Source organism: Jannaschia sp. R86511 (assembly GCF_042466345.1).
GTDB lineage: Bacteria > Actinomycetota > Actinomycetes > Actinomycetales > JBBAYJ01 > Aquipuribacter.
The window spans coordinates 3450305-3475834 of the sequence record NZ_JAXHCD010000001.1 but is presented as its reverse complement, the minus strand read 5'-3'; the positions used below and the strand labels follow the sequence as shown (position 1 = coordinate 3475834).

General features: G+C 76.3%; 20 protein-coding genes and 1 pseudogene. 18 read left to right on the top strand and 3 right to left on the bottom strand.

Annotation, left to right across the window (positions count from 1 at the left end; genetic code table 11):
- Positions 1-4 precede the first annotated feature (4 nt).
- Together dinB and SJY06_RS16220 are read left to right on the top strand one after the other, a co-directional pair.
- Positions 5-1267 carry a DNA polymerase IV gene (gene dinB, locus SJY06_RS16225; RefSeq protein WP_380168568.1) on the top strand — a complete coding sequence of 421 codons (1263 nt, stop codon included), beginning with the start codon at positions 5-7 and terminating at the stop codon, positions 1265-1267.
- 96 nt (positions 1268-1363) lie between these two features.
- Positions 1364-1777, top strand: coding sequence for a DUF3040 domain-containing protein (locus tag SJY06_RS16220; protein ID WP_380168567.1), 414 nt, complete (start codon positions 1364-1366; stop codon positions 1775-1777).
- A 78-nt stretch (positions 1778-1855) separates the two neighbouring features.
- Here SJY06_RS16220 and SJY06_RS16215 read toward each other — a convergent pair whose 3' ends face one another.
- From SJY06_RS16215 to SJY06_RS16205, 3 genes are read right to left on the bottom strand one after another with little or no spacing between them, the layout of a single operon-like run.
- Positions 1856-4159 (bottom strand): transglutaminaseTgpA domain-containing protein, encoded by a 2304-nt coding sequence (locus SJY06_RS16215; RefSeq protein ID WP_380168566.1) that lies wholly within the window; start codon positions 4157-4159, stop codon positions 1856-1858.
- Entirely contained in the window at positions 4156-5445 is a 1290-nt protein-coding gene (locus SJY06_RS16210) for a DUF58 domain-containing protein (protein ID WP_380168565.1), read from the bottom strand. Before SJY06_RS16210 ends, SJY06_RS16215 begins: the two co-directional genes overlap by 4 nt.
- A gap of 11 nt (positions 5446-5456) precedes the next feature.
- The gene (locus SJY06_RS16205; protein ID WP_380168564.1) at positions 5457-6431 is read right to left on the bottom strand and encodes an AAA family ATPase; all 975 of its coding nucleotides are present in this window, start codon (positions 6429-6431) and stop codon (positions 5457-5459) included.
- A 423-nt stretch (positions 6432-6854) separates the two neighbouring features.
- Between SJY06_RS16205 and mraZ the strand changes: the two genes are divergently transcribed.
- The 16 genes and pseudogenes from mraZ to SJY06_RS16125 form a co-directional block, all read left to right on the top strand.
- Positions 6855-7286, top strand: coding sequence for a division/cell wall cluster transcriptional repressor MraZ (mraZ, locus tag SJY06_RS16200; RefSeq protein ID WP_380168563.1), 432 nt, complete (start codon positions 6855-6857; stop codon positions 7284-7286).
- Positions 7287-7444: 158 nt separating this feature from the next.
- Positions 7445-8488: a 16S rRNA (cytosine(1402)-N(4))-methyltransferase RsmH gene (rsmH, locus tag SJY06_RS16195; protein WP_380168562.1), complete on the top strand. Its 1044-nt coding sequence runs from the start codon at positions 7445-7447 to the stop codon at positions 8486-8488.
- Positions 8485-9111, top strand: a complete 627-nt coding sequence (locus SJY06_RS16190; protein WP_380168561.1) for a hypothetical protein — start codon at positions 8485-8487, stop codon at positions 9109-9111. Before rsmH ends, SJY06_RS16190 begins: the two co-directional genes overlap by 4 nt.
- Positions 9112-9257: 146 nt before the next feature.
- Positions 9258-11231, top strand: a complete 1974-nt coding sequence (locus SJY06_RS16185; RefSeq protein ID WP_380168560.1) for a penicillin-binding transpeptidase domain-containing protein — start codon at positions 9258-9260, stop codon at positions 11229-11231.
- Between the two features lie 62 nt (positions 11232-11293).
- The gene (locus SJY06_RS16180; protein ID WP_380169722.1) at positions 11294-12931 is read left to right on the top strand and encodes a UDP-N-acetylmuramoyl-L-alanyl-D-glutamate--2,6-diaminopimelate ligase; all 1638 of its coding nucleotides are present in this window, start codon (positions 11294-11296) and stop codon (positions 12929-12931) included.
- Entirely contained in the window at positions 12928-14454 is a 1527-nt protein-coding gene (gene murF, locus SJY06_RS16175) for a UDP-N-acetylmuramoyl-tripeptide--D-alanyl-D-alanine ligase (RefSeq protein WP_380168559.1), read from the top strand. Before SJY06_RS16180 ends, murF begins: the two co-directional genes overlap by 4 nt.
- Positions 14451-15533 (top strand): phospho-N-acetylmuramoyl-pentapeptide-transferase, encoded by a 1083-nt coding sequence (gene mraY, locus SJY06_RS16170; RefSeq protein WP_380168558.1) that lies wholly within the window; start codon positions 14451-14453, stop codon positions 15531-15533. Before murF ends, mraY begins: the two co-directional genes overlap by 4 nt.
- Positions 15530-17101 (top strand): UDP-N-acetylmuramoyl-L-alanine--D-glutamate ligase, encoded by a 1572-nt coding sequence (gene murD, locus SJY06_RS16165; protein ID WP_380168557.1) that lies wholly within the window; start codon positions 15530-15532, stop codon positions 17099-17101. The genes mraY and murD overlap by 4 nt, the downstream gene beginning before the upstream one ends.
- Positions 17098-18471, top strand: coding sequence for a putative lipid II flippase FtsW (gene ftsW, locus SJY06_RS16160; protein WP_380168556.1), 1374 nt, complete (start codon positions 17098-17100; stop codon positions 18469-18471). Before murD ends, ftsW begins: the two co-directional genes overlap by 4 nt.
- 5 nt (positions 18472-18476) lie before the next feature.
- The gene (gene murG / locus SJY06_RS16155) at positions 18477-19640 is read left to right on the top strand and encodes an undecaprenyldiphospho-muramoylpentapeptide beta-N-acetylglucosaminyltransferase (protein WP_380168555.1); all 1164 of its coding nucleotides are present in this window, start codon (positions 18477-18479) and stop codon (positions 19638-19640) included.
- Positions 19640-21112, top strand: coding sequence for a UDP-N-acetylmuramate--L-alanine ligase (gene murC, locus SJY06_RS16150; RefSeq protein ID WP_380168554.1), 1473 nt, complete (start codon positions 19640-19642; stop codon positions 21110-21112). Before murG ends, murC begins: the two co-directional genes overlap by 1 nt.
- A complete protein-coding gene (locus tag SJY06_RS16145) occupies positions 21109-21834 on the top strand; it encodes a cell division protein FtsQ/DivIB (RefSeq protein ID WP_380168553.1) in 726 nt (241 codons plus the stop codon). The genes murC and SJY06_RS16145 overlap by 4 nt, the downstream gene beginning before the upstream one ends.
- Positions 21835-22059: 225 nt before the next feature.
- Positions 22060-23454: a cell division protein FtsZ gene (gene ftsZ / locus SJY06_RS16140; RefSeq protein WP_380168552.1), complete on the top strand. Its 1395-nt coding sequence runs from the start codon at positions 22060-22062 to the stop codon at positions 23452-23454.
- Between the two features lie 4 nt (positions 23455-23458).
- On the top strand, positions 23459-24187 hold the full coding sequence (locus SJY06_RS16135; protein WP_380168551.1) for a laccase domain-containing protein: 729 nt from the start codon (positions 23459-23461) through the stop codon (positions 24185-24187).
- A 128-nt stretch (positions 24188-24315) separates the two neighbouring features.
- Positions 24316-24969: a YggS family pyridoxal phosphate-dependent enzyme gene (locus SJY06_RS16130; RefSeq protein WP_380168550.1), complete on the top strand. Its 654-nt coding sequence runs from the start codon at positions 24316-24318 to the stop codon at positions 24967-24969.
- A 259-nt stretch (positions 24970-25228) separates the two neighbouring features.
- Positions 25229-25501: pseudogene (locus tag SJY06_RS16125) on the top strand (cell division protein SepF); the annotation flags it as partial.
- Positions 25502-25530: the final 29 nt, after the last annotated feature.

The following is a 25530-nucleotide window of genomic DNA, read 5'->3' as shown; positions in this document are numbered from 1 at the left end:
CCGGATGAGCCGCCGGCAGGTCGGCCGGGCCGACGGTCGGGCGGCGGCGCTGGGGCTGGGCGGGGACGACACCGGCTGCACGGTCCTGCACGCCGACATGGATGCGTTCTACGCGGCGGTCGAGCTGCGGACCCGGCCCGAGCTCGTCGGCCGTCCCGTCATCGTCGGTGGCGGCACCCGGGGCGTGGTGCTGTCGGCGACCTACGAGGCCCGGCGCAGCGGCGTCCACGCGGCCATGCCCATGGGCCGGGCGCGACGGCTCTGCCCGCAGGCGGTGGTGCTGGAACCGCACCACGGCCTGTACGCCGAGGTCTCGCGCGGGGTGATGGAGGTGTTCCGCTCCGTCACCCCCGTGGTGGAGCCGCTCAGCCTGGACGAGGCGTTCCTCGACGTGTCCGGGGCGCTGCGTCGGCTCGGCCCGCCGGCCGCGATCGGCACGCTGCTGCGGGACCGGATCGCCGACGAGCAGGGGATCACGTGCTCGGTGGGCGTGGCGGCGAGCAAGTTCGTGGCCAAGCTCGCCAGCTCGGCCGCCAAGCCGGACGGCATGCTGGTGGTGGGCGTGACGGACACGGTGCCGTTCGTGCACTCCCTGCCGGTCGCGGACCTGTGGGGGGTGGGGCCCCGCACCCAGGAGGTGCTGACCCGGCTGGGGCTGCGGACGGTGGCCGACCTGGCCCACACCCCGCTGCGGACGCTGCACCGCGCGCTGGGGCAGGCGCAGGGCTCGCACCTGCACGAGCTGTCCTGGGGACGTGACCCGCGGGTCGTGGTCCCCGAGACGGCGGGCAAGAGCATCGGCGCCGACGAGACCTTCGCCCGCGACGTGGACGACCCGCGCGTGGTGCACCGCGAGATCCTCCGGCTGTCCGAGCGGGTCGCGGCCCGGCTGCGCGGTGACGACGTGGTCGGCCGGACCGTCGTGCTCAAGGTCCGTTTCGCGGACTTCACCACCATCACCCGCTCGCGGACCCTGCGTCAGCCGACCGACCTGGGCCGTGACGTCCACGCGGCGGCCGTGGCCGCCTTCGACGGCCTGGGGCTCGACCGGGCGCGGATCCGGCTGGTGGGGGTCAGGGTCGAGGGGCTCCAGCCGGCCGACACGGCGCCGTTGCAGCTCGAGCTCGGCGCTCCGGAGCACGGCTGGCGGGACGCGGAACGGGCCGTGGACAGCCTCAGCCGGCGCTTCGGGGCGGGCGTGGTGCGGCCTGGGACACTGGTCGACCGGCGGCGCCGAGATGCCGCAGCGGATTCCGGGCACGACTGAAGAGGTCGCGTCGTTGAGCCGATGAGGACACCAGGTGTCGCGGCCCCGGCCGCACGTCTATCCTTACGGGACCCACAGAGAGCCAGGAGGTCAGCGGTGCCGCTCTCCGACCACGAGCAGAAGCTCCTCGCGCAGATGGAGCAGGCGCTCTACGCCGAGGACCCCAAGTTCGCCACGACCCTCACCGGTCGCCAACGGGGCGTCGGCTCCGTCTCCCGCGCCCTGGTGGGCATCGGCTCGGTGGCCGTCGGCCTCACGCTGATCATCATCGGCATCGCGAGCTACAGCAGCAGCCTGTACTGGCTCGGCCTCAGCGTCGTCGGCTTCGTCGTCATGTTCGGTGGCGTCGTGTTCGCGGTGGCCGCCCCGTCCTCGACCTCGACCGGCAAGAAGAAGGCCGGCGCCACGACCGGGCGTTCCTCGCGCGGGCCCGCTCGGGGCCAGAAGTCCTCGTTCGTGCAGCGGATGGAGGAGCGCTGGGAACGGCGCGCCGACGGTGGCGGGCTCTGAGTCGAGCACGCTGATCGGTGGGGCACGCTGACCGGTCGGGCACGCTGACCGGTCGAGCGGGCTCGGTCCGCGGGGGCCTCAGCCCACCCGCTGCGCCACCCGGTCCTCGCGCCGGACCTGGACGTCCGGCGACGGCGCCGCGAACCACGTGGCGGCCAGCCGCTGCCGCCGGTCCCGTGAGGCCGCCACGTCGTCGAGGACCGTCCGTACGTCCTGCTCCAACGAGTCCGACGCCGTGGGGCCGGCCGCGTACAGCGCGCGCTCGGTCGCCAGCCGCAGCCGCTCCAGCGCCTCCCGGGCGGGGGCACCCAGCCGCTCCCGCTCCTCCAGGTCGGCGGCCTGGTCCCTGACCGTCGCGCCCCGGGGCAGGGCCTGCAGGTCGGCCAACCGCTCGAGCAGCTCGAGCCACGCCGCCGCGGCCCTCGCCGCGTCGTCGCCCGCGGCACGGCGCCACCGCGCCCGGCTGCGCCACCAGCGCCAGGCCCGGGGCAGGGCGAGCACCGCGGCCACCACCAGCAGCGCGCCGAGCACGAGCAGGACCTGACCGGCAACCGCGAGCACGTCCTGCAGGGGGCCGGCCTCCGGCGTGGTGGTCCCGGGCGGCGGGGCCGCCCCCGGCTGCTGGTCCTGCTCGGGCAGCTGCGGCGCCTGGCTCGGCGCGGGAGCGCCCGGGTCGGCGGGCTCGCTGCGGGGGACGGCCCAGTCCGGCGGGGCCTGGGTCCGGGTCGCGGGCGTCGGCTCGAAGCGGACCCAGCCCACGCCCTCGAAGTACAGCTCGGGCCAGGCGTGGGCGTCGTCGGCGCGGATCTCCCACTGCCCGGGCGACGTCTCCGCCCCCGGCAGGAACCCCACCGCCACACGGGCGGGCACGTCGAGGCTGCGGGCCATCAGCGCCATGGTCGAGGCGAACTGCACGCAGTAGCCCCGCCGGTCCTGCAGGAACGCCTCGACGGCGTCGCGGTCCGTGACGTCCGGCGCGTCCAGGGAGTACGTGAAGCCCCCGGAGCTGCGGAACCACTGCTGCAGGGCCAGGGCCTGCTCGTACCGGGTGGTCGCGCCGGCCACCTCGACCACGCGTTCCGCCTCGCCGCGCACGAGGTCGGCCATGTCCTCGGGCAGCTCGGTCCAGACCGGGTCGAGCCCGTCGGCGGGCACGGCGTCCAGCTGGTCGGCGTCCGGACGGATGTCGTAGTGGGTGACCGAGTACGACAGGCCCTCGGTCGTGTCCTGGCCCGACAGCACGTTCAGCGTCCGGGCGTCCACGCCCCAGGCCCCCTCCACCGCCACCGTCGAGGCGGGGTAGGGCAGCGGCAGGTACGACTCGGCCAGCGGGCCCACGCTGACGGCGGTGCTCACCTGCTCCGCAGCGGCCAGGACCTCGGCGTCCGCGCCCGGTGGCGGCGGCAGGCCGCCGGTCAGGTCCTGCCCGGCCGGGGGGTCGGGCGGGGTGGGACGCCAGATGGCCCCGTCGAAGGCGTCCGAGGTGACGATGCGCAGCGGGTCGGGGTCCGGGTCGTCGGTCGCGTACCGCAGCACCACGGTGTCGTCCTGCGACGTCAGGTCCTCCCGCAGGTCCAGGAACGGGTTGACGGTCGTCCCGCCGCCACCGGCGCCGCCGCCGAAGCGGTCCACCACCATCGACTGCAACCGGTCACCACCGCTGCCCGGGGTGAGCAGCGGTAGCAGCGCGCCGGCCAGCAGGGCCACCACGGCCGTCACGGCCGCGGCGCGCGTCAGCGCCTCGGGGACCCCCGAGGGGGCCGGCTCACCGCTGCGGCCCTGCCGGCCCAGCACCTCGCCCCAGCGGCGGACCCGCTGGTCGGCGTCGGTCAGGGTCAGTCCGAGGTAGCCCAGGGCGGCGGACAGGTACCCGGTCACGCCGATCCCGTCGGGCGCCAGCGCCGTGGCCACGCACACCACGAGCAGCAGGGGCAGGCCGGCCGCGCCCGGTCGGCGCAGCGGCCCGGCGATGAGCAGGGTGAGGACCGCGACCGCGCCGGCAGCCAGCGTCAGCATGGTCACGACGCCCGCGTCGTCGGTGGGGGCGGGAGGAACCACGACCTGGGTGGTGGCCAGGCCGCTGCGCAGCAGGGTGCCCAGGGCCCGCACCGACGTCGGGGTCGGCACGAAGCCGCCGACGGCCGCCAGCGAGGGCACCAGCAGCGCGGTGGCGATGACCAGACCGGCCAGCGCGGCCAGGGGCGGCGCCAGCCAGCGGGGCAGCCCAGCCGCAGCCACGGCCGTGCCGGCCAGGCCCACGGCCGCCACCACGAGGGCCACCGGCTGCAGCCACGACCGGTCGGCCAGCAGCGGGGCCAGCGACAGCATGGTCAGCAGGGTGGCCGCGGCGGACAGCAGCGCCGCGCGGACGTCGCGGTTCACACCGGCACCCGCGAGGTCCCGAGCTGCTCCCACACCAGGGCCAGGTCGTCACCGGGGTGCAGCGGGGCCACCCGCCAGCCGGCCTCCTGCAGCCGCTGCACCGCGGCCTCGTGCCGGTCCTGCACCTGTCGTCGCCGGGCGGCCGACAGCTCCTCCCAGCGGGTGCTCACGCAGACCAGCGCCGCCCGCGACGCCTCCCGGGCGGACCCGGCCAGCTCGTCCACGTCCTCGGGCCCGACCTCGCCCAGCAGGGCCACGACCATCGAGGGGTGGGTCCCCGGCAGCTGCTCGACGGCGACGGCGAGGCTGTCCGGCCCCGTGGTCCGGGCCACGGCCAGCCGGTCCAGCGCGTCCTCGACGGGGTCGTCGTCGGCGTCGTCGCGGTGCGCGGTGTCGTGCGAGCCGGCGGTCGGGTCCTCGCCGTCGCCCAGCAGCACCACCCGCTGGCCCAGGTCGGCGGCGTGGACGACGACCGACGCGGCCGCGGCCACCAGCACCTCCAGGGTGGAGGCCTCGTCCCGACCCCGCTGACCGTCGGCCCGGGTGTCGAGCAGGACGGCGGCGTTGTGGTCCTGGGGGTGCTGGTCGGGGCGCACCATCAGCTCACCGCGGCGCGCGGTGGTCGGCCAGTGCACGCGGCGCAGGTCGTCTCCGTCGCGGTACTCCCGGACGTTGAGGTCGGGGTCGCCGACGATGCCGGCCCCACCCAGGTCGGAGTCGCCGCCGCGACCGGTCCGGCGGACCGGCAGCACCCGGGGCAGAGCGGTGACGACCGGGCGGACCAGCAGCTCGTCGCGGCTGGTCGCCTCCCAGGTCCGCTCCACCAGGCCGAACGGCTCGGCCCCCACCAGGCGGGCGGGGCCGACCGCGAACCGGCCGCGCCGGGTCGCCAGCAGCCGGTAGGACACCTGGGCGGACTCCCGGGGGCGCAGCGGCGGCAGCACGACCCGCGTCGAGGCGAGCAGGCCCGCCGGGACCTGGTCCTCGAACAGCAGCACCGGGGTGCGTGTCGTGGCGCGGTTGACGACCTCGACGGCCACCTCGACCTCCTGCCCGACCGACCCGCGAGGCGGCTCGGTCGAGCGGGCGACCGCCAGCTGCAGCCGCTGCCCGGTCATGACCAGCACGACCACGAGCGGCAGGGCGGCCAGCAGGCCGGCCACCCGGACCAGGTCGGCCTGGCCCAGCAGCAGGGCGCAGACCAGCGCGACCACCCCGGCGGTCAGGAACGACGTGCCCCGTGCCGTGAGACCGGACCAGCTGGCGCGCAGGTCGGCGAGGCGCACGAGGGCCCCGCTCAGCCGCGTGCGCCGGGCACGGGGGTGGCGCCGACGATCTCGGCGACGACGCCCGAGGGGTCCTTGCGGGCGGTCCGGCCCCGGGAGCTGGGCAGCAGCCGGTGGGCCAGGACCGGTCCGGCCAGCGCCCGGACGTCGTCGGGCAGCACGTGGTCGCGGCCCTGCAGGGCCGCCATGGCCCGCCCGGCGCGCACCAGCTGCAGGCCCGCGCGCGGCGAGGCGCCGAGGCGGAGGTCCGGGTGGGTGCGTGTCGCCTGGGTCAGGTCCAGCACGTAGCGGCGCAGCGCGTCCGAGACGTGCACCCCGCGGACGGCCGCCACGGCCCGACGGACCGACTCGGCGTCGGCCACGGGGGCCAGGCTCAGCAGCGGGTCGTCGCCGACGTGGGTGTCCAGCAGCCGCAGCTCGTCCTCGGGGCGGGGGTAGCCCATGGCGACCCTGACCATGAACCGGTCGCGCTGGGCCTCCGGCAGCGGGTAGGTGCCGTCCATCTCGACCGGGTTCTGCGTGGCCACGACCAGGAAGGGGGGCGGCAGGGGGTAGGTCGTGCCGTCGACGGTGACCTGCTGCTCCTCCATCGACTCCAGCAGCGCCGACTGCGTCTTGGGGGAGGCGCGGTTGATCTCGTCGCCGATCACGACGTTGGCGAAGACCGCCCCCGGCCGGAACTCGAAGTCGCCGCGCTCCTGGTTCCAGATGCTCACGCCCGTGACGTCGCTGGGCAGCAGGTCGGGGGTGAACTGGATCCGGCGCACCGAGCAGTCGATGCTGCGGGCGAGCGCCTTGGCCAGCAGCGTCTTGCCGACCCCCGGCACGTCCTCCACCAGCAGGTGGCCCTCCGCGAGGAGGGTCACCACGGCCAGGTCGACGACGTGGTCCTTGCCGACCACCACCCGTCGGACCGCCTGCCGGACCGCCCCCGCCGTCGCCGCCGCCTCCGCCAGCGTCGGCGCCTGCCCGTCGACCGTCGTCATGTTCCCCTCCGCACCTCGTCGTCCGGTGCAGATCGTCGCACGGCGCCACCGCCCGGGTCCCCGGGGTCCGGCGCCTCGTCGTGGCCCCGACGGGCCGCCGGGACCGGCCACCCCCACCCTCCACAATCCTCCACCTGGCGCCCCCGCGCTCCCCGGACCACTCCAACGCCCCGGGCGTGGTCCATGAACCAGCAGGTCAGAGCCAAAAGTGCGGCCGGGCTTCTTCGTACGCCCTTGGGTCGGTCGCAGGCGGGGGCCGTGTCGGGTCGGCGTCGCAGGGTCGGTGGCGACGGCCTCAACCGGGCCTGATCAGGCAGTTCGTCGACACGGCTCAAGTGGGTGGAGCGGGGGACCGACGAAGTGGAGGAAAGTGGAGTAGCGTGGAGCCAGATGGGCTGACGACGGGCGAGGAAGGGGTGGCCGATGTTCCTCGGGACGTTCTCCCCGCGCCTGGACGACAAGAACCGGCTGATCCTCCCCGCCAAGTGGAGGCCGGCCTTCGACGGCGGGATCGTCATGACCCGGGGCCAGGAGCGGTGCGTGTTCGCCTTCGCCCGGGCCTCGTTCGAGACCCTCGTCGACGAGCTGGCCTCGGCCCCGCTCACCAACCGGGACGCCCGCGAGTACTCCCGCATGCTGCTGGCCGGGGCCCAGGACGAGGTCCCCGACAAGCAGGGCCGGGTGACCATCGCCCCCCTGCTGCGCGAGTACGCCGGCCTGACGCGCGAGCTGGCCGTCCTCGGGGTCGGTCGCCGGCTGGAGATCTGGGACGCCACGACCTGGCAGGACCTGCAGCAGGCCGGCGAGCAGGCCTTCTCCGAGCGCTCCACCGAGATCCTGCCGGGCGTGCTGTGAGCCCGGCCGCCACGCTCCGCCGCACCCCCGCCCGACCGGTGGGGTCTCCCGCCGCCGCGACCGTCCTGGCTCACCTTCCCCGGTGCCAGGCCGGTCCGCGGCGGCGAGGGACCCGACCGGTCGGTGCCCCCACCGCACCCACCCCCCTGGAGGACGACATGACCGAGGTCGACGACCCGGACCGCTCGTCCGAGCCCGCCGGCCTCGGCGACCCGGTCGACCCGGGCGGCCCCGGCCCCGGCCCCGGCCTCGTCCGCCCGGCCGGTGCCGGGGCGGCGCACGTGCCCGTCATGCTGGAGCGTTGCGTGGAGCTGCTCCTGCCTGCGCTGCAGCAGCCGGGTGCCGTCGTGGTCGACGGCACGCTCGGCCTCGGCGGGCACACCGCGGCGCTGCTGGCCGCGGCGCCCGAGGCGGTGGCCGTCGGGGTGGACCGTGACCCGGTGGCGCTGCAGGAGGCGCGGCGTCGGCTGGCCGGGTTCGGCGATCGCTTCGTCGGCGTCGGGGCCGTCCACGACGACGTCGACGCGGTGCTGGCGGCGGCCGGGGTGGCCGCGGTCGACGGCGTCCTGCTCGACCTCGGTGTGTCCTCCATGCAGCTCGACCTGGACGAGCGCGGTTTCTCCTACTCCCGCGACACGCCGTTGGACATGCGGATGGGCGACAGCGGCCCGACCGCGGCCGACGTGCTCAACGAGTACCCGGAGCGGGCCCTGGTCCGCATCATGCGGGCGCACGCGGACGAGAAGTTCGCCGACCGGATCGCCAAGGCCGTCGTCGCGGCCCGCGCGCAGCAGCCGTTCACCACCAGCGCCCGTCTCGTCGAGCTGGTCTACGACGCCGTGCCGGCCGCGGCCCGGCGGACGGGCGGGCACCCGGCCAAGCGGCTGTTCCAGGCGCTGCGCATCGAGGTGAACGACGAGATCGCCGGTCTGGCCCGGGCGCTGCCCGCGTGGCTCGAGCGGCTGAGGCCCGGTGGGCGGATGGTCGTCATGTCGTACCACTCCGGCGAGGACCGGCTGGTCAAGCGGGCGTTCGCCGCCGTGAGCACGGTCGACGTGCCACCGGGGCTGCCCGTGGAGCCCGCTCCCGCTCCCTACGGCCTGCTGGTCAAGGGCGCCGTCAAGGCGTCCGAGGCCGAGGTCGAGGCCAACCCACGCGCCGCCTCCGTGCGGCTCCGAGCCATCACGAGGAGGACCGCATGAGCGCACCGGCCCTGGCCCCCAGCAGTCGTCCGGCTCGACCCGGCCCCGAGCGGTCCACCCCGGGACGCTCCACCCAGGCACGCCCGGCCCCGGGACGCCCGGCCTCGGGTCGGACCCCCGCAGGACGAGCTCCCGCGGGGCGGACGCCCTCAGGGCGGACGGCCCCGGGCCGGGCGGCCTCGGCACGGGCCGCCTCGGCGCGCGCGGTCGTCGGCGTCGCCGTGGGTCGGGCCGCCACGGCCCGTGCCCTGCCGCGTCCCGCGGCCCCGGCCGAGCCGCGGCCGCGGATGCGGGTCCTCACCCGGCCCGACGCCGGTCCGCGCCGGATGGGCTTCGCCCTGACCTGCACCGCGCTGCTGGCCGGTCTGATGCTGGGTCTGCTGCTGCTCAACGTGGCCATCTCCGGCAACGCGTTCACCATGGCCGAGCTGCAGTCGCAGCGCAGCCTGCTGGTGGACCAGCAGCAGGCGCTGGAGCAGCAGCTGCTCGTGCGCTCGTCGCCGCAGGCCCTGGCCGGCCAGGCCCGTGAGCTCGGCATGGTGCCGGCCCCGCAGGTCCTCGTGATCGCACCGGACGGCACCGGCGCGTCCCCGCTCCCCGAGGACCCCGACGCGGAACCCTGAGGCCCCCGGCCCCACCGCGCACCTGTCAGCAGCACCCCACCAGCAGCACCCCACCAGCAGCACCCCACCAGCAGCACCCCACCAGCAGCACCCCACCAGCAGCAGGACCGGCACGGCCGACACGGACGCGAAGGGCAGGACCAGGGATGGCGGAGGACCGACGCGGGTCCCGCGGCGCACGGCCCCGGCAGGGTCCGCCCGCGCGACGGCCCGCGGCGGGGCGGGAACCGGCTCCCGGTCGCCCGACCGCCCCCCGGCCCACCGGGTCCACCGCGACCACGTCGAGCGCGAACCGCTCCCGCCCGGGCCCGGACCGCTCCCGCGCGGCCGCGAACCGCACCCGCCCGGCCGCGGGCCGCGCGCCCCGGACCGGTCGGACCCCGCTGCGGCTGCGCGTGGCGCTGGTGGTGGTGTGCCTGGTCTGCAGCCTCTACGCGGGCAAGCTGTTCCAGATCCAGGCCCTGGAGTCCACGGCGCTGGCCCAGGAGGCCCTGGACAGCCGGCTGCGGACCTCCGAGCTGCTGGCGCACCGTGGGGACGTCGTCGACCGGCACGGCCAGGTGCTGGCCTCCACGGTCGAGAAGCGGCACATCACGGTCGACCAGACCCTGGTCGCCACCTACGTCGACCCCGAGGACCCGCGCCGGGCCGGGCCGCGTGCGGCGGCCGCCCGGCTGGCGCCCGTGCTGGGCCTGGACGTGGAGACGCTGACCGAGCGCCTCGACGGCGACGCCCGGTTCGCCTACGTGGTCAAGGACATCGAGCCCGAGGTGTACCGGGCCGTGGCGGAGCTGCGCATCGTCGGTCTCTTCAGCGAGCAGGCCTCGCGCCGGACCTACCCCTCGGGGCAGGTGGCCGCCGGCGTGCTCGGCTTCGTCGGGGACGAGGGCCACGGCCTGGGCGGGCTGGAGATGAGCCTCGACGACGAGCTGGGCGGCGAGGACGGCTACCTGCGCTACGAGGTGAGCGGCGAGAGCCGCTCGTCGCGGCCCATCCCGGGCGGCGCCACGGAGGAGAAGGCCCCCGTGGACGGCGCCGACGTGGTGCTGAGCCTCGACCGGGACCTGCAGTGGATGGCCGAGGACGCCCTGACCGAGGCCGTGCGCACGTCGGGCGCGGAGTCGGCCACGGCCATCGCCATGCGCGTGGACACCGGGGAGCTGCTGGTCATGGCCAACGCCCCCGGCTTCGACCCCAACGACCCGGGCGACGCCGACGCCGACGACCGCGGCAACCGGGCGGTGGGCGAGGCGTTCGAGCCCGGCTCCACCTCCAAGGTGATCACGGTGGCCGCGGCCCTGGAGGAGGGCGTCGTCTCGCCGGAGACGCCGTTCGAGGTCGCCGACACCATCGTGCGCGGCGGCACCCGCTTCAAGGACTCCCACCCGCACGCCCTGCAGCAGCTGACCACGGCCGGGGTGCTCGCCGAGTCCAGCAACGTCGGCACCATCCTGGCCGGGGAGGCGCTGGACAACGAGCAGCTGCACGCCTGGTTCGAGGCGTTCGGCTACGGCCGGTCCACCGGGCTGGGCCTGCCGGGCGAGACGCCCGGCCTGCTGGCCGACCCGCAGGACTGGTCCGGCTCGCAGCGCTACACGGTCATGTTCGGCCAGGGCGTCAGCGTCAACAGCGTCCAGATCGCCTCGGTGTTCCAGACCATCGCCAACGACGGCGTCCGGGTCGAGCCGTCCGTGGTCGTCGGCACCCGGCAGGGCGAGGACGACGTCACGCCCGAGCCCACGGGCGAGGCCGAGCGGGTCCTGACCAGCGAGACCGCCGCGAGCATGCGCACCATGCTGGAGTCGGCCGTGTCGGGCGAGACCGGGACCGGGTCCAACGCGATCGTCCCCGGGTACCGGGTGGCGGGCAAGACCGGTACCGCCCAGCGCTACGACGAGGCGTGCGGCGGCTACTGCGGCTACACGGCCTCGTTCGTCGGCTTCGCCCCGGCCGAGGACCCCGAGGTCGTCGTCGCCGTGATGGTGCAGGACCCGGTGCGCGGCATCTTCGGCGGCACCACGGCCGCCCCGGTGTTCCAGCAGATCATGAGCGCCGCGCTCGCCGCCGAGGGGGTGCCCGCCTCGGAGGGCGAGCCCCGCCCCTACCCCCTCACCTGGTGAGCGTGGACGCCACCGTCGGGGGCCCCCACCCCTCGTCGGACGGTAACCTCCGGCGCGTGCGGATGACCCCCCCGACGGTCCGCGAGCTCGCGGACCGTCACGCCCTGCTGCTCCGGGACGACCCTGCCGAGGCGGCGGTCGGCAGCGGTCCGGGCGGACCCCGCGTCCCCGGACCCGACGCCCCGGTGACCGGGGTGTCGCTGGACTCCCGCACCGTCGGGCCGGGGGAGCTGTACGCGGCCCTGCCCGGCGCCAGCACCCACGGCGCGAAGTTCGCGCCGGACGCGGTCCGCGCGGGGTCCGTGGCCCTGCTCACCGACCCGGCCGGGGCCCGGACGGCCGTGCAGGTGCTGGGCGAGCAGCGGCTGCCCGTCCCGCCGCTGCTGGTCCACGACGACCCCCGGGAGCGGCTCGGCCCGGTGGCCGCCGACGTCAACGGCCACCCCTCCGACGAGCTCGCCCTGGTCGGCGTGACCGGCACCAACGGCAAGACGACCGTCTCGAGCCTGGTCGACGAGCTGCTGCGCGCCCTGGGCGTGCGCACCGGCCTGATCGGGACCATCCGCTCCCGCATCGGCGACCAGGTGCTGCCCAGCAGCTTCACCACGCCCGAGGCGCCCGTCCTGCAGCACCTGCTGCGCCGGATGGCCGACGCCGGCTGCCGGGCGGTCTCCGCCGAGGTGTCCAGCCACGCCCTGGCCCAGCACCGGGTCGACGGCACCCGGTTCGCGCTCGTCGTGTTCACCAACCTGTCCCGGGACCACCTGGACTTCCACGGCACCCTGGAGGACTACTTCGCGGCCAAGCGGCGACTGTTCACCGACGGCTTCGCCCGCCGCGCCGTCGTGGGCGTGGACGACGAGTGGGGCCGCGCCACGGCCGACGCCGCCCGCGGGGCCGGCCTCGCCGTCACCACGGTGGGGGCGCCGGGCAGCGAGGCCGACGTCACGGTCACGGTGACCGCGGTCGAGCCGTCCGGGCACCAGCAGCTCGCCGTCGACGGCCCCTTCGGCCCGCAGGGCGCGGCGCTCCGGCTCGCGGTCCGCCTCGGCATGCCCGGCGGGTTCAACGCGACCAACGCCGCGCTGGCGCTGACGGCCGTCCACGTCCTGGGCCAGGACGGGGGGCCGGGCGAGCCCGGCCTGCTGCCCTCGGGGTCCGGCACCGACGAGCTCGTGGCCGCGCTGGCCGGGGTGACGGGCGTCCCCGGGCGCATGGAGCGGGTCGGGCTGCCCGGCCGGGACGACCTGCCGCTGGTCGTGGTCGACTACGCCCACACCCCCGACGCCGTCGCCGGGGCCGTGGCGGCGCTGCGCGCGGCCACCCCGGGCCGGCTCGTCGTGGTCCTCGGGGCCGGCGGCGACCGCGACCGCGGCAAGCGCCAGGGCATGGGGGAGGCCGCCTCGGCCGCCGACCTCGTGGTCGTCACCGACGACAACCCCCGCAGCGAGGACCCGGCGGCCATCCGCGCCGCGGTGCTGGCCGGCGTCGTCACCGAGGTGCTCGAGGTGGCCGACCGCGCCGAGGCCGTCGCGGCGGCGCTCGCCGCCTGCGCGGGTCCCCAGGACACCGTGCTGCTGGCCGGCAAGGGCCACGAGACGGGGCAGAGCGCCGGTGGCACCGTCGCGCCGTTCGACGACCGCGACGTCGCCCGGGCCGGCCTCGCCCGCTGGGCCCCCCGACCGGACGGTGCCGCATGATCGCCCGGGACGCCCAGGCGCTGGCGGCCGCGGTCGGTGGCCGGCTGCACCTGCCCGACGGTGCCGCGCCGCCCCGCCTCACCGGTGCGGCCGTCGTCGACTCCCGGGCGGTCGCGCCGGGCGACCTGTTCGTCGGGCTGCCCGGGGACCACGTCGACGGGGCCGACTACGTCGAGGCGGCCCTGGCCGCCGGGGCCGCCGCGGCCCTGGTCCAGCGCGAGCCCCACCAGGCCGTCACGGGTCCCGTGGTCGTCGTGGCCGACGGGGTGCAGGCGCTGACCGAGCTGGCGCGCGCCGACCACGAGCGGCTGCGGGCCGCCGGGCTGGTCACGGTGGGCGTCACCGGGAGCGCAGGCAAGACCACCAGCAAGGACCTGCTCGCGGCCGTCCTGCGCCACGCGGGCCGAGGGGCGGGGCTCGTGGCCACCCACGGCTCCTACAACAACGAGCTGGGCCTGCCGCTCACCGTGCTGCGGGCCGACGAGGGCACCCGCACCCTGGTCCTGGAGATGGGCGCCCGGGGCCCGGGCCACATCACCCACCTCACGCGGGTCGCCCGACCGGACGTCGCCGTCGTCCTGGGCGTCGGCTCCGCGCACCTGGGGGAGTTCGGCAGCCGGCAGGCCATCGCCGCGGCCAAGGCGGAGCTGGTCCGGGCCCTGGACGGCTCGCGGCGCGGGGCCCTGGCCGTCCTCAACGGTGACGACCCCGCCGTCCGGGACATGGCCGGGGTCACCGACGCGCCCGTCGTGCTGTTCGGCGAGGGCGAGGGCAGCCAGGTGCAGGCCGTGGACGTCGAGCTCGACGCCGACGCCCGGCTGCGCTTCGGCCTGCTCGACCGCCGCCGTCCCGACGCCGACCAGGGGCCCTGGCCGGTCCGCCTCGCCCTGACCGGGGAGCAGCACCTGGGCAACGCCCTCGCCGCGGCCGCCGTGGCCCTGCACCTGGGCGTGCCCGGCGACGTCGTCGCCGAGGGCCTGTCCGTGGCCCGCTCGGGCTCGCGCTACCGGATGGAGGTCGTCGACCGTCCCGACGGGGTCCGGGTGGTCAACGACGCCTACAACGCCTCGCCCGAGGCCGTCGCCGCCGCGCTGCGGGCGCTGGCCCACATGGGTCGCGCCGCGCGTCCGCCGCGGCGCACCTGGGCCGTGCTCGGTGAGATGCTCGAGCTGGGATCGGCGGCGCGGGAGGAGCACGACCGCGTCGGCCGGCTGGCGGTCCGGCTCAACATCGACCGGCTCGTGGCGGTCGGGCCCGGGGCGCTGCACGTGCACGCCGGGGCCACGCAGGAGGGCAGCTGGGGCGAGGAGTCGGTGCACGTGGCCGACGCCGACGCCGCCCTGGAGCTGCTGCGGGCCGAGACCGGGCCCGGGGACGTCGTGCTGGTCAAGGCCAGCAACTCGATCGGCCTCTGGCGCCTGGGCGACACCCTGGCCCACGAGCCACCCCGCCCCGACCAGCCCCGCCCCGACCCGGCACGCCGACCCCCCACCACGACCCAGGAGCAGGAGGACGACCGATGAGGACCGTGCTGATCGCCGCCGGCACGAGCCTCGTGCTGACCCTGCTCGCCACGCCGCTGTTCATCCGCGTGCTGGTCCGGCAGGGCTACGGCCAGTTCATCCGCGACGACGGCCCGACGACCCACCACACCAAGCGCGGCACCCCGACCATGGGTGGCGCCGTCATCATCGCCGCCGTCCTGGTGTCGTACCTGTTCGCCCACCTGGTCACGCTCACGCCGCTCACCTACTCGGCCCTGCTCGTGCTGTTCCTGATGACCGGGCTGGGCGCGGTCGGGATGCTGGACGACGTCACCAAGATCCGCAACCAGCGCAGCCTCGGGCTCAAGGCCTGGCAGAAGCTGACCGGGCAGTCGCTGGTCGCGATCACCTTCGCCGTGCTGGCCCTGCAGCGACCCAACGAGGCCGGGCGCACCCCGGCCTCCACGGCCATCTCGTTCATCCGCGACATCGACCTGCTCGACCTCGCGGTGACCGGCGCCGTCGGGGGCACCGTGCTGTTCATCGCGTGGGCGTACCTGCTCATCGCCGCGGCCAGCAACGGCGTCAACCTGACCGACGGCCTCGACGGCCTGGCCACCGGCGCCAGCCTGTTCGTCTTCGGCGCCTACACCCTGATCGGGATCTGGCAGTCGGGCCAGTCGTGCCTGACCGAGGTCAGCACGCAGTGCTACGAGGTCCGTGACCCCCGGGACCTCGCGGTGGTGGCGGCCGCGCTGCTGGGGGCCTGCTTCGGTTTCCTGTGGTGGAACGCGAGCCCGGCCAAGATCTTCATGGGCGACACCGGGTCGCTGGCCCTGGGCGGGGCCATCGCCGGTCTGGCCATCACGACCCGCACCGAGCTGCTGCTCATCATCCTGGGCGGCCTGTTCGTCATCATCACCGCCTCGGTGATCATCCAGGTGGCCGGGTTCAAGCTGACCGGCAAGCGGGTGTTCCGGATGGCGCCGCTGCAGCACCACTTCGAGCTCAAGGGCTGGAACGAGGTGACGATCGTCATCCGGTTCTGGATCATCGCCGGGCTCTGCGTCGGGGCCGGGCTCGGGGTGTTCTACGCCGAGTGGGTGGTCGGCGCGTGAGCGGTCGCGACCGGGCCGCCGCCGTGGCGCGGGTGCAGGGCCTGGGTTGCGACCTGGGCGGCCTGGGCGCCGTCGTGGCCGGGCTGGGCCTGTCCGGGTTCTCCGCGGCCGACGCGCTGCTGGAGCGCGGGGCCGCCGTGACGGTCGTGGACGACGCCCTCCCCGTCGAGGGTTCAACCGCCGCCGAGCGCGCCCACCTGCTCGACGTGCTGGGGGCCCGGCTGGTGCTGGGTCCGGACGCGGCCCGGCTGGGTGAGGACCCCGAGCCCCTGCTGGCCGAGGTCGACCTGGTCGTGGCCTCGCCGGGCTGGCGCCCCACGCACCCCGTGCTGGTCGCGGCCGACCGGCTCGGCGTGGTCGTCTGGGGCGAGGTCGAGCTCGCGTGGCGGCTCCAGGGGCCCGACGGCCCGCCCTGGCTGGTCGTGACCGGCACCAACGGCAAGACCACCACGGTCGAGCTGCTCGGCCAGGTGCTCACCGCGGCCGGGCTGCGGGCGCGTACCGCCGGCAACATCGGCACCCCCATCGTCGACGTGGTGCGTGACGTCGGCCCGGACGGCACCCCCGGCCACGACGTCGTGGCCGTCGAGCTGTCCAGCTTCCAGCTGCACCTGGTGCGCACGGTGAGCCCGCACGCCTCGGTCTGCCTCAACGTCGCGCCCGACCACCTGGACTGGCACGGCGGGCTGGACGCCTACCGCCACGCCAAGGGGCAGGTGTACGAGCGCACCCGGGTGGCCTGCGTGCACAACCTGGCCGACCCCGTCACGACGCAGCTGGTCCGCGACGCCGACGTCGTCGAGGGCTGCCGGGCCGTCGGCTTCGGCCTCGGCGCCCCGCGGGCCGGAGACCTGGGCGTGGTCGAGGACCTGCTCGTCGACCGCGCGTTCATCGCCGAGCGGGACCGGGCCGCGGCCGAGCTGGCCGCGGTCGGCGACCTGACGGGCCTGGCCGGGGAGCCCGTGCCCGACCACGTGCTGGCCAACGCCCTGGCCGCCGCCGCCCTGGCCAGGTCCCTCGGGGTCCCCGCCCAGGCCGTCCGGGACGGCCTGCGCGGCGCCCACCTGCCGCCGCACCGGGCCGCGGTGCTGGGCGAGCTGGACGGCGCGCGCTGGGTCGACGACTCCAAGGCGACCAACCCTCACGCGGCGGACGCGTCGCTCGGGGCGGGCGAGGACGTCGTCTGGGTCGCCGGCGGGCTGGCCAAGGGCGCGGACTACGACGACCTCGTGGCCCGGCACGCCGCCCGGCTGCGGGGGGCGGTCCTGATCGGGGCCGACCGCGGCCTGCTGGCCGCAGCACTGGCCCGACACGCCCCGCAGATCCCCGTCGTGCTCGTCGACCCCCCCGACACTGACCGGGTGGGAGCACTCGACGACGCCGGCACCGCCGGTCTGATGGACCGCGTCGTCGCCGCCGCCCGGTCGCTGGCCACGCCGGGGGGCACGGTGCTGCTGGCCCCGGCCGCCGCCTCGATGGACCAGTTCACGTCCTACGTGGCCCGGGGCGAGGCGTTCGCCGCCGCCGTCGCGCGGGCCCGGGGCGACGCCGGGGTGGTCGGCTCGTGACGACGCTCACCGACCGGCCGGGCTCCGGACGCGCGGGCCGGCCGGCGCCGGGTCGTTCCCGGACCCCCTCCGCCCCGACCACCGCCGGCACGACCACGACCCCCGCGGCGGGCAGCCACTGGCTGCCCGGCCCGCTGGCGCGCTGGGCGGCGGCCCTGGACACCCCCGTGACGTCGTTCGTGCTGGTCGCCTCGGCCACGGGGCTGCTGCTGGTCTTCGGCCTGCTCATGGTGCTCAGCTCCAGCAGCGTCGAGTCCTACGCAACCTCCGGCAACCCGTGGGCCATCGCCGGGCGGCAGGTCATGTTCGCCGCCGTCGGCCTGCCGCTCATGCTCGTCGCGACCCGGCTGCCCGTGCACTGGTGGAAGCGCCTGGCCTGGCCCGTGCTGGGCCTGGCCCTGGCGCTGCAGGCGCTGGTGTTCGTGCCCGGCGTGGGGTTCGAGGTCAACGGCAACCGCAACTGGATCAGCGTGGCGGGCTTCACGGCCCAGCCCAGCGAGGCCATCAAGCTCGCGCTCGTGGTCTGGGCCGCGACCGTGCTGGCCCGCAAGCAGGAGCTGCTCGGCCGGCTGGGCCACGTCCTGGTGCCGGTGCTCTTCCCCTTCGGCTTCCTGGCCCTCGGGCTCGTGCTGGCCGGCGACGACCTCGGCACCGGCCTCGTGCTCCTGCTCCTGCTGGCCGGGCTGCTGTACGCGGCCGGCACCCCGCTGCGCTACTTCGCCATCGGCGGTGCCGTCGTCCTGGCCGGGGTGGCTGCCCTCGTCATCCGCGAGCCCTACCGCATGACCCGGATCCAGACCTGGCTCACGGGCAACCAGTGCACCGACATCTACGGCGAGTGCTGGCAGCCCGTGCACGGCATGTGGGCGCTGGCCTCCGGCGGCTGGTGGGGCCTCGGCCTCGGCGGCAGCCGCGAGAAGTGGGCGTGGCTGCCCGAGGCCCACAACGACTTCATCTTCGCCATCGTCGGCGAGGAGCTCGGCCTGCCCGGCACCTTGGCCGTGCTGGGGCTGTTCGTGGCCCTGGCGGTCGGCATGGTCCGGGTCGCCCACCGGGCGCAGGACCCGTTCGTCGTCATCGCCACGACCGGGGTGATGGTCTGGGTGCTGGGCCAGGCGCTGATCAACATCGGGGTCGTCATCGGGGTCCTGCCCGTCATCGGCGTCCCGCTGCCGCTGGTGTCCAGCGGCGGCTCCTCGCTGGTCACGACCATGGTCGCGCTCGGCATGGTGATGTCCTTCGCGCGGGCCGAGCCCGGGGCCAGGGAGGCGCTGGCCACCAGCGCGCGCACCGCCCGGTCCGGGGCCGCCGTCGTCGTCGAGGCCGGGCGTCCCCGACCGCGGGCCACCACGGCCCGTCCGCGCCGGTGACCGGCGTGTCGCGGCCGCAGGACCGGGCGCAGGACCGGGCGCAGGACCGACCCGTGTCGGTCGTGCTGGCCGGTGGCGGCACGACCGGGCACGTGGCGCCCCTGCTGGCCACGGCCGAGGCCCTGCTTCGCCGTGACCCGCGGACCCGGGTCACGGTGCTGGGCACGGCCGAGGGCCTGGAGGCCCGGCTGGTCCCCGAGGCGGGCCTGCCGCTGCGGCACCTGCCCCGCGTGCCGCTGCCGCGCCGGCCCTCGCCGGACCTGCTGCGCCTGCCGGGTCGGCTCTACGGCGCGGTCGCGACCGCCCGCCGGGTGATGGCCGAGGTGGACGCCGACGTGGTGGTGGGCTTCGGCGGCTACGTGGCCACGCCGGCCTACCTCGCGGCCCGCAAGGCCGGGCTGCCCGTCGTCGTGCACGAGCAGAACGCCATGCCGGGCATCGCCAACCGGCTGGGCGCCCGGTTGACCCCGCACGTCGCCACCACGTTCCCCGGCACCCGGCTGCCCCACGCCCAGCAGCTCGGCATGCCGCTGCGCACGGCCATCACCACGCTGGACCGTGCTCGGCTGCGGGCCGAGGGGCGGTCGTTCTTCGGCCTGCACCCCGACCTGCCCGTGCTGCTGGTGACCGGCGGGTCGCTCGGGGCCCAGCGCCTCAACCGCACCATGCCCGAGGCGGCGGCCGACCTGGCCGCCGCGGGCGTCCAGGTGCTGCACGTCTCGGGGCGGGGCAAGGACGTCCGCCTGCCCGCCGGCAGCCCGGCGGCCCCGGGGGCGGACGCCGACGGCGCGCACCCCCGCTACGTCGTCGTGCCCTACGTGGACCGGATGGACCTGGCCTACGCCGCGTGCGACGCCGTCGTCTGCCGTGCCGGGGCGGGCACGGTGTGCGAGCTGGCCGCGCTCGGCCTGCCCGCCGCCTACGTCCCGCTGCCCGTCGGCAACGGCGAGCAGCGGCACAACGCGGAGGCGCTGGTGGCGGCCGGGGGAGGGCTGCTGGTCGACGACGACGAGTTCACCCCCGAGTGGGTCCGCACCACCCTGCTGCCCGTCCTGCGCGAGCCGGACCAGCTGCGCGACATGTCGGAGGCCGCGCGCGCCTCGGGCGTGCTGGACGCCGCCGACCGCCTCGCAGACCTCGTCGTCGACGCCGCCCGGGAGACCTCGTGATGCCCACCACCACCATCAGCGGCGACGAGCTGCTCCGGCGGCTGCGCACCGGTCCGGTCCACGTCGTCGCGGCCGGCGGCGCGGGCATGAGCGCCCTGGTGCGGCTCCTGCTCGCCGACTCGGTGCCGGTCGGGGGCTCGGACTCCCGCGACTCCGCCACCCTGCAGGACCTGCGCCGCTCCGGGGCGGCCGTCCACGTCGGCCACGACGCGGCCCACGTCGCCGGGGCCGCGCTCGTGGTCGTGTCCACGGCCGTGCGCGAGGACAACCCCGAGGTCGTCGCGGCGCTGGCCGCCGACGTGCCGGTCGTGCACCGCTCGGTGGCGCTGGCCGGCCTCATGCACGGTGACCGCGTGGTCGCGGTCGCGGGCACCCACGGCAAGACGACGACCACGTCCATGCTGACGGTCGCGGCCCGGGCGGCGGGCCTGGAGCCCTCCTACGCCATCGGGGCCGACCTGGTGGCGGACGGCACCAACGCCCGCCGCGGCGCCGACCGGGTGTTCGTGGCCGAGGCGGACGAGTCGGACGGCTCGTTCCTGGCCTACCGCCCCGACGTCGCCGTCGTCACCAACGTCGAGGCCGACCACCTGGACCACTACGGCGACGTGGACGCGGTTCACGCCGCCTTCGCCCGCTTCGCCGACCGGGTCGCCCCGGACGGGCTGCTGGTCGTGGGCGCCGACGACCGGGGGTCGCGGGCGCTGGCCCGGGCCCTGTCGGGCGACGACACGGCCGCGGCCCGACGGGTCGTCACCGTCGGGGAGGCCGCCGACGCCGACGTGCGGGTGGTGGTGGACCCCAAGGCCGACCGGGGGCCCGACGAGCTCGCCGTGGCCCAGCTGGTCACCGCCGACGGCGACGCCCCCGGGCCCGGTCGCTGGGAGCTCCGGCTGCAGGTCCCGGGCCGGCACAACGTGGTCGACGCGGCGCTGGCCTTCACCGCAGCCGTGCTGGGCCTGGGGCTGGACCCCGCCCGGGTCGTCGAGGGCCTGGCCGGCTTCACCGGGGCGCGCCGGCGGTTCGAGCCCGTCGGCGAGGCCGGTGGCGTCCGGGTGGTCGACGACTACGCCCACCACCCCACCGAGGTGGCCGCCACCATCGCCGCGGCCCGGACGGTGGCCGGTCGCGGCAAGGTCCACGTGCTGTTCCAGCCCCACCTGTACTCCCGCACCCGGCTGTTCGCCGACGGCTTCGCCACGGCGCTGGGCGACGCCGCCTCGGTGGTCGTGCTCGACGTCTACGGCGCGCGCGAGGAGCCCGAGCCGGGGGTCGACGGCGCCCTGGTGGCCACGGGCGTGCCGGGGGCCCGGTTCCTGCCCGACCGGGACGAGGCCGTGGCGGCGCTGGCCGCCGTGGCCCGGCGCGGCGACCTGGTGCTCACCCTGGGCGCCGGGGACGTGACCGAGCTGGGGCCGCGGATCGTGACCGCCCTGGCCGAGCGGGCGGGGGAGGGCCGGGGCGGCTCGTGAGCGTGACCTGGCTCGACGACCGGGTGGCGGGGGTGCGCGCCGCGTCCCTGCGGGCCCGGCTGGTCGGGACCGGTGTGCTCCTGCTCGTGCTCGCCGTCGTGTCGGGCGCCGCCTGGTGGGCCTGGGACGCCGGGCACCTGGACACCCGCGTCGTCGAGGTCAGCGGCACCGACCGGGTACCCGTCGAGCAGGTGCAGGCCCTGGCCGAGCAGGCCGTCGGCACCCCGCTGGTGGCCGTGGACGTCGGTGCGATCGACGCCGCGGTCCAGGAGCTGCCGCTCGTGCTCGACGTCGAGGTCGAGCGCCGTTGGCCGCGGACCCTGGGGGTCGTGGTCACCGAGCGGGTGGCGGTGGCGGTCGTCCCGGCCGACGAGGGTGGCTACGAGGTCGTCGACGCCGACGGCGTCGTGCTGGCGACCGCGACCGAGCCGCCCCCGGACGTGCCCCTGCTCCGGGTCGACGTCGAGGCGGCCGGCACCGACACCCTGGCTGCGGCCCGGGACGTGCTGGCGGCGCTGCCGGCGGACCTGCAGCGCCGGACCACCGACATCTCCGCCGCCTCGCCCGCCGACGTCCGGCTGGTCGTCGACGGCGCGGACGTGCGGTGGGGGACCGCAGCGGACTCCGACCGCAAGGTCGAGGTCCTGCTGGGCCTGCTGGACTCGGTGCCCGCGTCGGTCTACGACGTGTCGGCGCCCGGCGCCCCCGCCGTCCGGCCCTGACGCTCCCCGGCCACGTCCGCACGGCGGGCACCGGTCATCCGGTGGGGGCGCGGACGGGACCCGCGCGCGACACACCCGTGTCGGTCGTTGTGGGTGCGCCCGGGTGTACCTACCGTCCTCATGAGGAGAAGCTGACATAACAATAACCCTCTACCAGAGGGTTAGGGCTGATCCAGCGAGGGCGTCCCGCACGGGGGCTCCCGGCACCGAGCGAGAGGTACGCCCATGGCCGCACCGCAGAATTACCTCGCCGTCATCAAGGTCGTCGGAGTCGGCGGCGGCGGCGTGAACGCGGTCAACCGCATGATCGAGGTCGGCCTGCGGGGCGTCGAGTTCATCGCGGTCAACACCGACGCCCAGGCGTTGCTGATGTCCGACGCCGACGTCAAGCTCGACGTCGGCCGCGACCTCACGCGCGGCCTCGGTGCCGGCGCGGACCCGGAGGTGGGCCGCAAGGCCGCCGAGGACCACGCCGAGGAGATCGAGGAGGTGCTGCGCGGCGCCGACATGGTCTTCGTGACCGCGGGCGAGGGCGGCGGCACCGGCACCGGCGGCGCACCGGTCATCGCGAAGATCGCCCGCTCGCTGGGCGCGCTCACCATCGGGGTCGTCACCCGGCCCTTCACCTTCGAGGGCCGGCGCCGCGCGCTGAGCGCCGACAACGGCATCGCGCAGCTGCAGGCCGAGGTCGACACCCTCATCACCATCCCCAACGACCGGCTGCTGCAGATCAGCGACCGCGGCATCAGCGTGCTGGACGCCTTCCGCTCCGCGGACCAGGTGCTGCTGTCCGGCGTGCAGGGCATCACCGACCTGATCACCACCCCCGGTCTGATCAACCTGGACTTCGCCGACGTCAAGAGCGTCATGCAGGGTGCCGGCACCGCGCTGATGGGGATCGGCTCGGCCCGCGGTGAGGACCGGGCCGTCTGCGCCGCCGAGATGGCGATCAGCTCCCCGCTGCTGGAGGCCAGCGTCGACGGTGCCCAGGGCGTCCTGCTGTCGGTCCAGGGCGGTTCGGACCTCGGGCTGTTCGAGATCAACGAGGCCGCGCGGCTGGTGCAGGAGGCCGCCCACCCCGAGGCGAACATCATCTTCGGCGCCGTCATCGACGACGCCCTGGGCGACGAGGTCCGGGTGACCGTCATCGCGGCCGGGTTCGACGACGAGGACACGTCCGAGGCGACGGGTGGTCGGCAGAGCGTCGCCGCCGCGGCCGGTCAGCCCGCCGCGTCCTCGGCCTCCGCCCAGGAGCAGCCCGCCTCGCGCCGGTCGACGGAGCAGCCGCCCCAGCAGCAGGCCCCTCACGCCCCCTCGTCCCACCAGGCGCCCCAGCAGCCCTCCTACCAGCAGCCCTCCCACCAGCAGCCCTCCTACCAGCAGGCCTCGTACCAGCAGCAGGCCCCGCAGCAGCCGTCGTACCAGCCGCCGGCCCAGCCGGCCCCGGCCGCGCAGCACGAGGGCCAGGCCCGTCCGGTCGCGGCCGAGCCGACCAACCCGCTGCAGGCGCCGTCGGGCGGGACGCGGGTCGTGGAGCTGCCGGGCGACACCCGGCGTCGGCCGGGCTTCCTGGACGACGACGACCTCGACGTGCCGGACTTCGTCAAGCCCGGCACGTGAGGCGGTGAGGCTGCCGGTCGCGGGGGGTGGTGGTGCGACGCCGCTGCGCCTGGACCGGACGGTGGGCCGGGTCCGCTTCGCCCTGACGGGCGGGTACGACCTGGCCGTCGGCGCGCAGGCGTCGGGGGGGCGTGAGGCGGTCGCCACGGCGCTGGGGGTGCCGGTGGCGGCTCTGCGCCTGCCCCGGCAGGTGCACGCCGACCGCGTGGTCGCCGCCGACGGGCCCTGGCCCGACGGCGGTCCCGAGGCCGACGGCGTCGTGATGAGCGCTCCCGGCCTGGTCGCCGGGGTGCTGGCCGCCGACTGCATGCCGCTGCTGCTGGGCGACCCCGACCGCGGACTGGCCGCGGCGGTGCACGTCGGACGGCGCGGCCTGCACCTGGGCATCGCCGGCGTGGCGGTGGCGGCCCTGGCCGCCGCCGGGGCCCGTCGGCTGCTGGCCCTGCCCGGGCCCACGGTCTGCGGCCGCTGCTACGAGGTGCCCGAGCCCATGCGTGACGAGGTCGCCGCCGCGGTGCCGGCCGCCGCCTCGGCCACGCCCCGCGGCACGGCGGCGCTCGACATCCCGGCCGGCGTCGGCGACCAGCTGATGCGCGCCGGTCGGGCGCACGGCGTCGACGTCGAGGTCGACACCTCCTGGGCGGCCTGCACGGTCGAGGACCCCGCGTGGTTCAGCCACCGGCGGGACGCGCCGACCGGACGGCACGCCGGCCTCGTGGCGGTGGCACCGTGAACCCGTCCGGCCTCGCCGGCCCGCCTGGCCCGACGGACCCGTCCGGCTCCTCTCGTGCCGACGGCCCGTCCCCGGCGCAGGATGCTGCGGGGTCGAGGGTCGCGGAGCTCGTCTCCTCCCTCGGTCGGGTGCGGGCGCGGGTCTCGGACGCCTGCGCCGCCGTCGGCCGCCAGCCCTCGCTGACCACGCTCGTGGTCGTCACCAAGACCTACCCGGCCTCGGACGTGGCCGCGCTGGCGTCGCTGGGCGTGCGCGACGTGGGGGAGGCCCGGGAGCAGGAGCTGCGCGACAAGCGCGAGCAGCTGCCCGACCTGGCCCTGCGCTGGCACCTGGTGGGCCGGCTGCAGCGCAACAAGGCGCGTTCGGTCGGGCGGCTGGCCGACGTCGTGCACTCCGTGGACGACGTCCGTCTGCTGCTGCGGCTGTCGGAGGGGGCGGCCGAGGTCGGTCGCGAGCTCGGCTGCTTCGTCCAGGTGAGCCTGGACGGCGACCCGAGCCGCGGCGGGGTGACCGAGGCGGACCTGCTGGCGCTGGCCGAGCAGGTGGCCGGTACGCCGTCGCTGCGGCTGCTGGGCGTCATGGCGGTCGCGCCGCGAGGGGCCGACCCGGACGAGGCCTTCGCCCGGCTCCGGGGCCTGTCCGCCCGGGTCGCGGCCGAGCACCCCACGGCGACGGCCGTCAGCGCCGGCATGAGCGGCGACCTCGAGGCCGCGCTCCGGCACGGCGCGACACACCTGCGTGTCGGGGCCGCGGTCCTCGGTTCGCGCCCCCCGACGGGCTAGCGTCGACGGCGGTAGAGGTGTACCGCCTCGCACCGCAGGCGGTCTGGCAAGGCCACGGCAGAAGGAGGGCGTCATGGGCGCACTACGCAAGACCCTCGTGTACCTCGGCCTGGCCGAGGAGGACCGCTACGACGAGTACGAGGTCGAGGAGCAGGAGCCCGAGACGGACCGCCGTCCCGTGCGTGCCCGCCAGGACGAGTCCCGAGGGGCCACCGTGACCCACCTTCCCAGTGCCGTCCGCGCCGCCGGTGACCTGCAGCGCATCACGGCCGTGCACCCCCGCACCTACAACGACGCCAAGATCATCGGCGAGCACTTCCGCGAGGGCGTGCCGGTCATCATGAACCTGTCGGAGATGACCGACGTCGAGGCCAAGCGGCTCGTCGACTTCGCCGCCGGCCTCGTGTTCGGGCTGCACGGCGCGGTCGAGCGGGTCACCAGCAAGGTGTTCCTGCTGTCGCCGTCCGCCGTCGAGGTGACCAACGAGAAGCACGAGGTCACCGCGGGTGCTGGTCTCTTCAACCAGTCCTGAGGTCAGCGGCGCTCCCGACGGCACCTAGG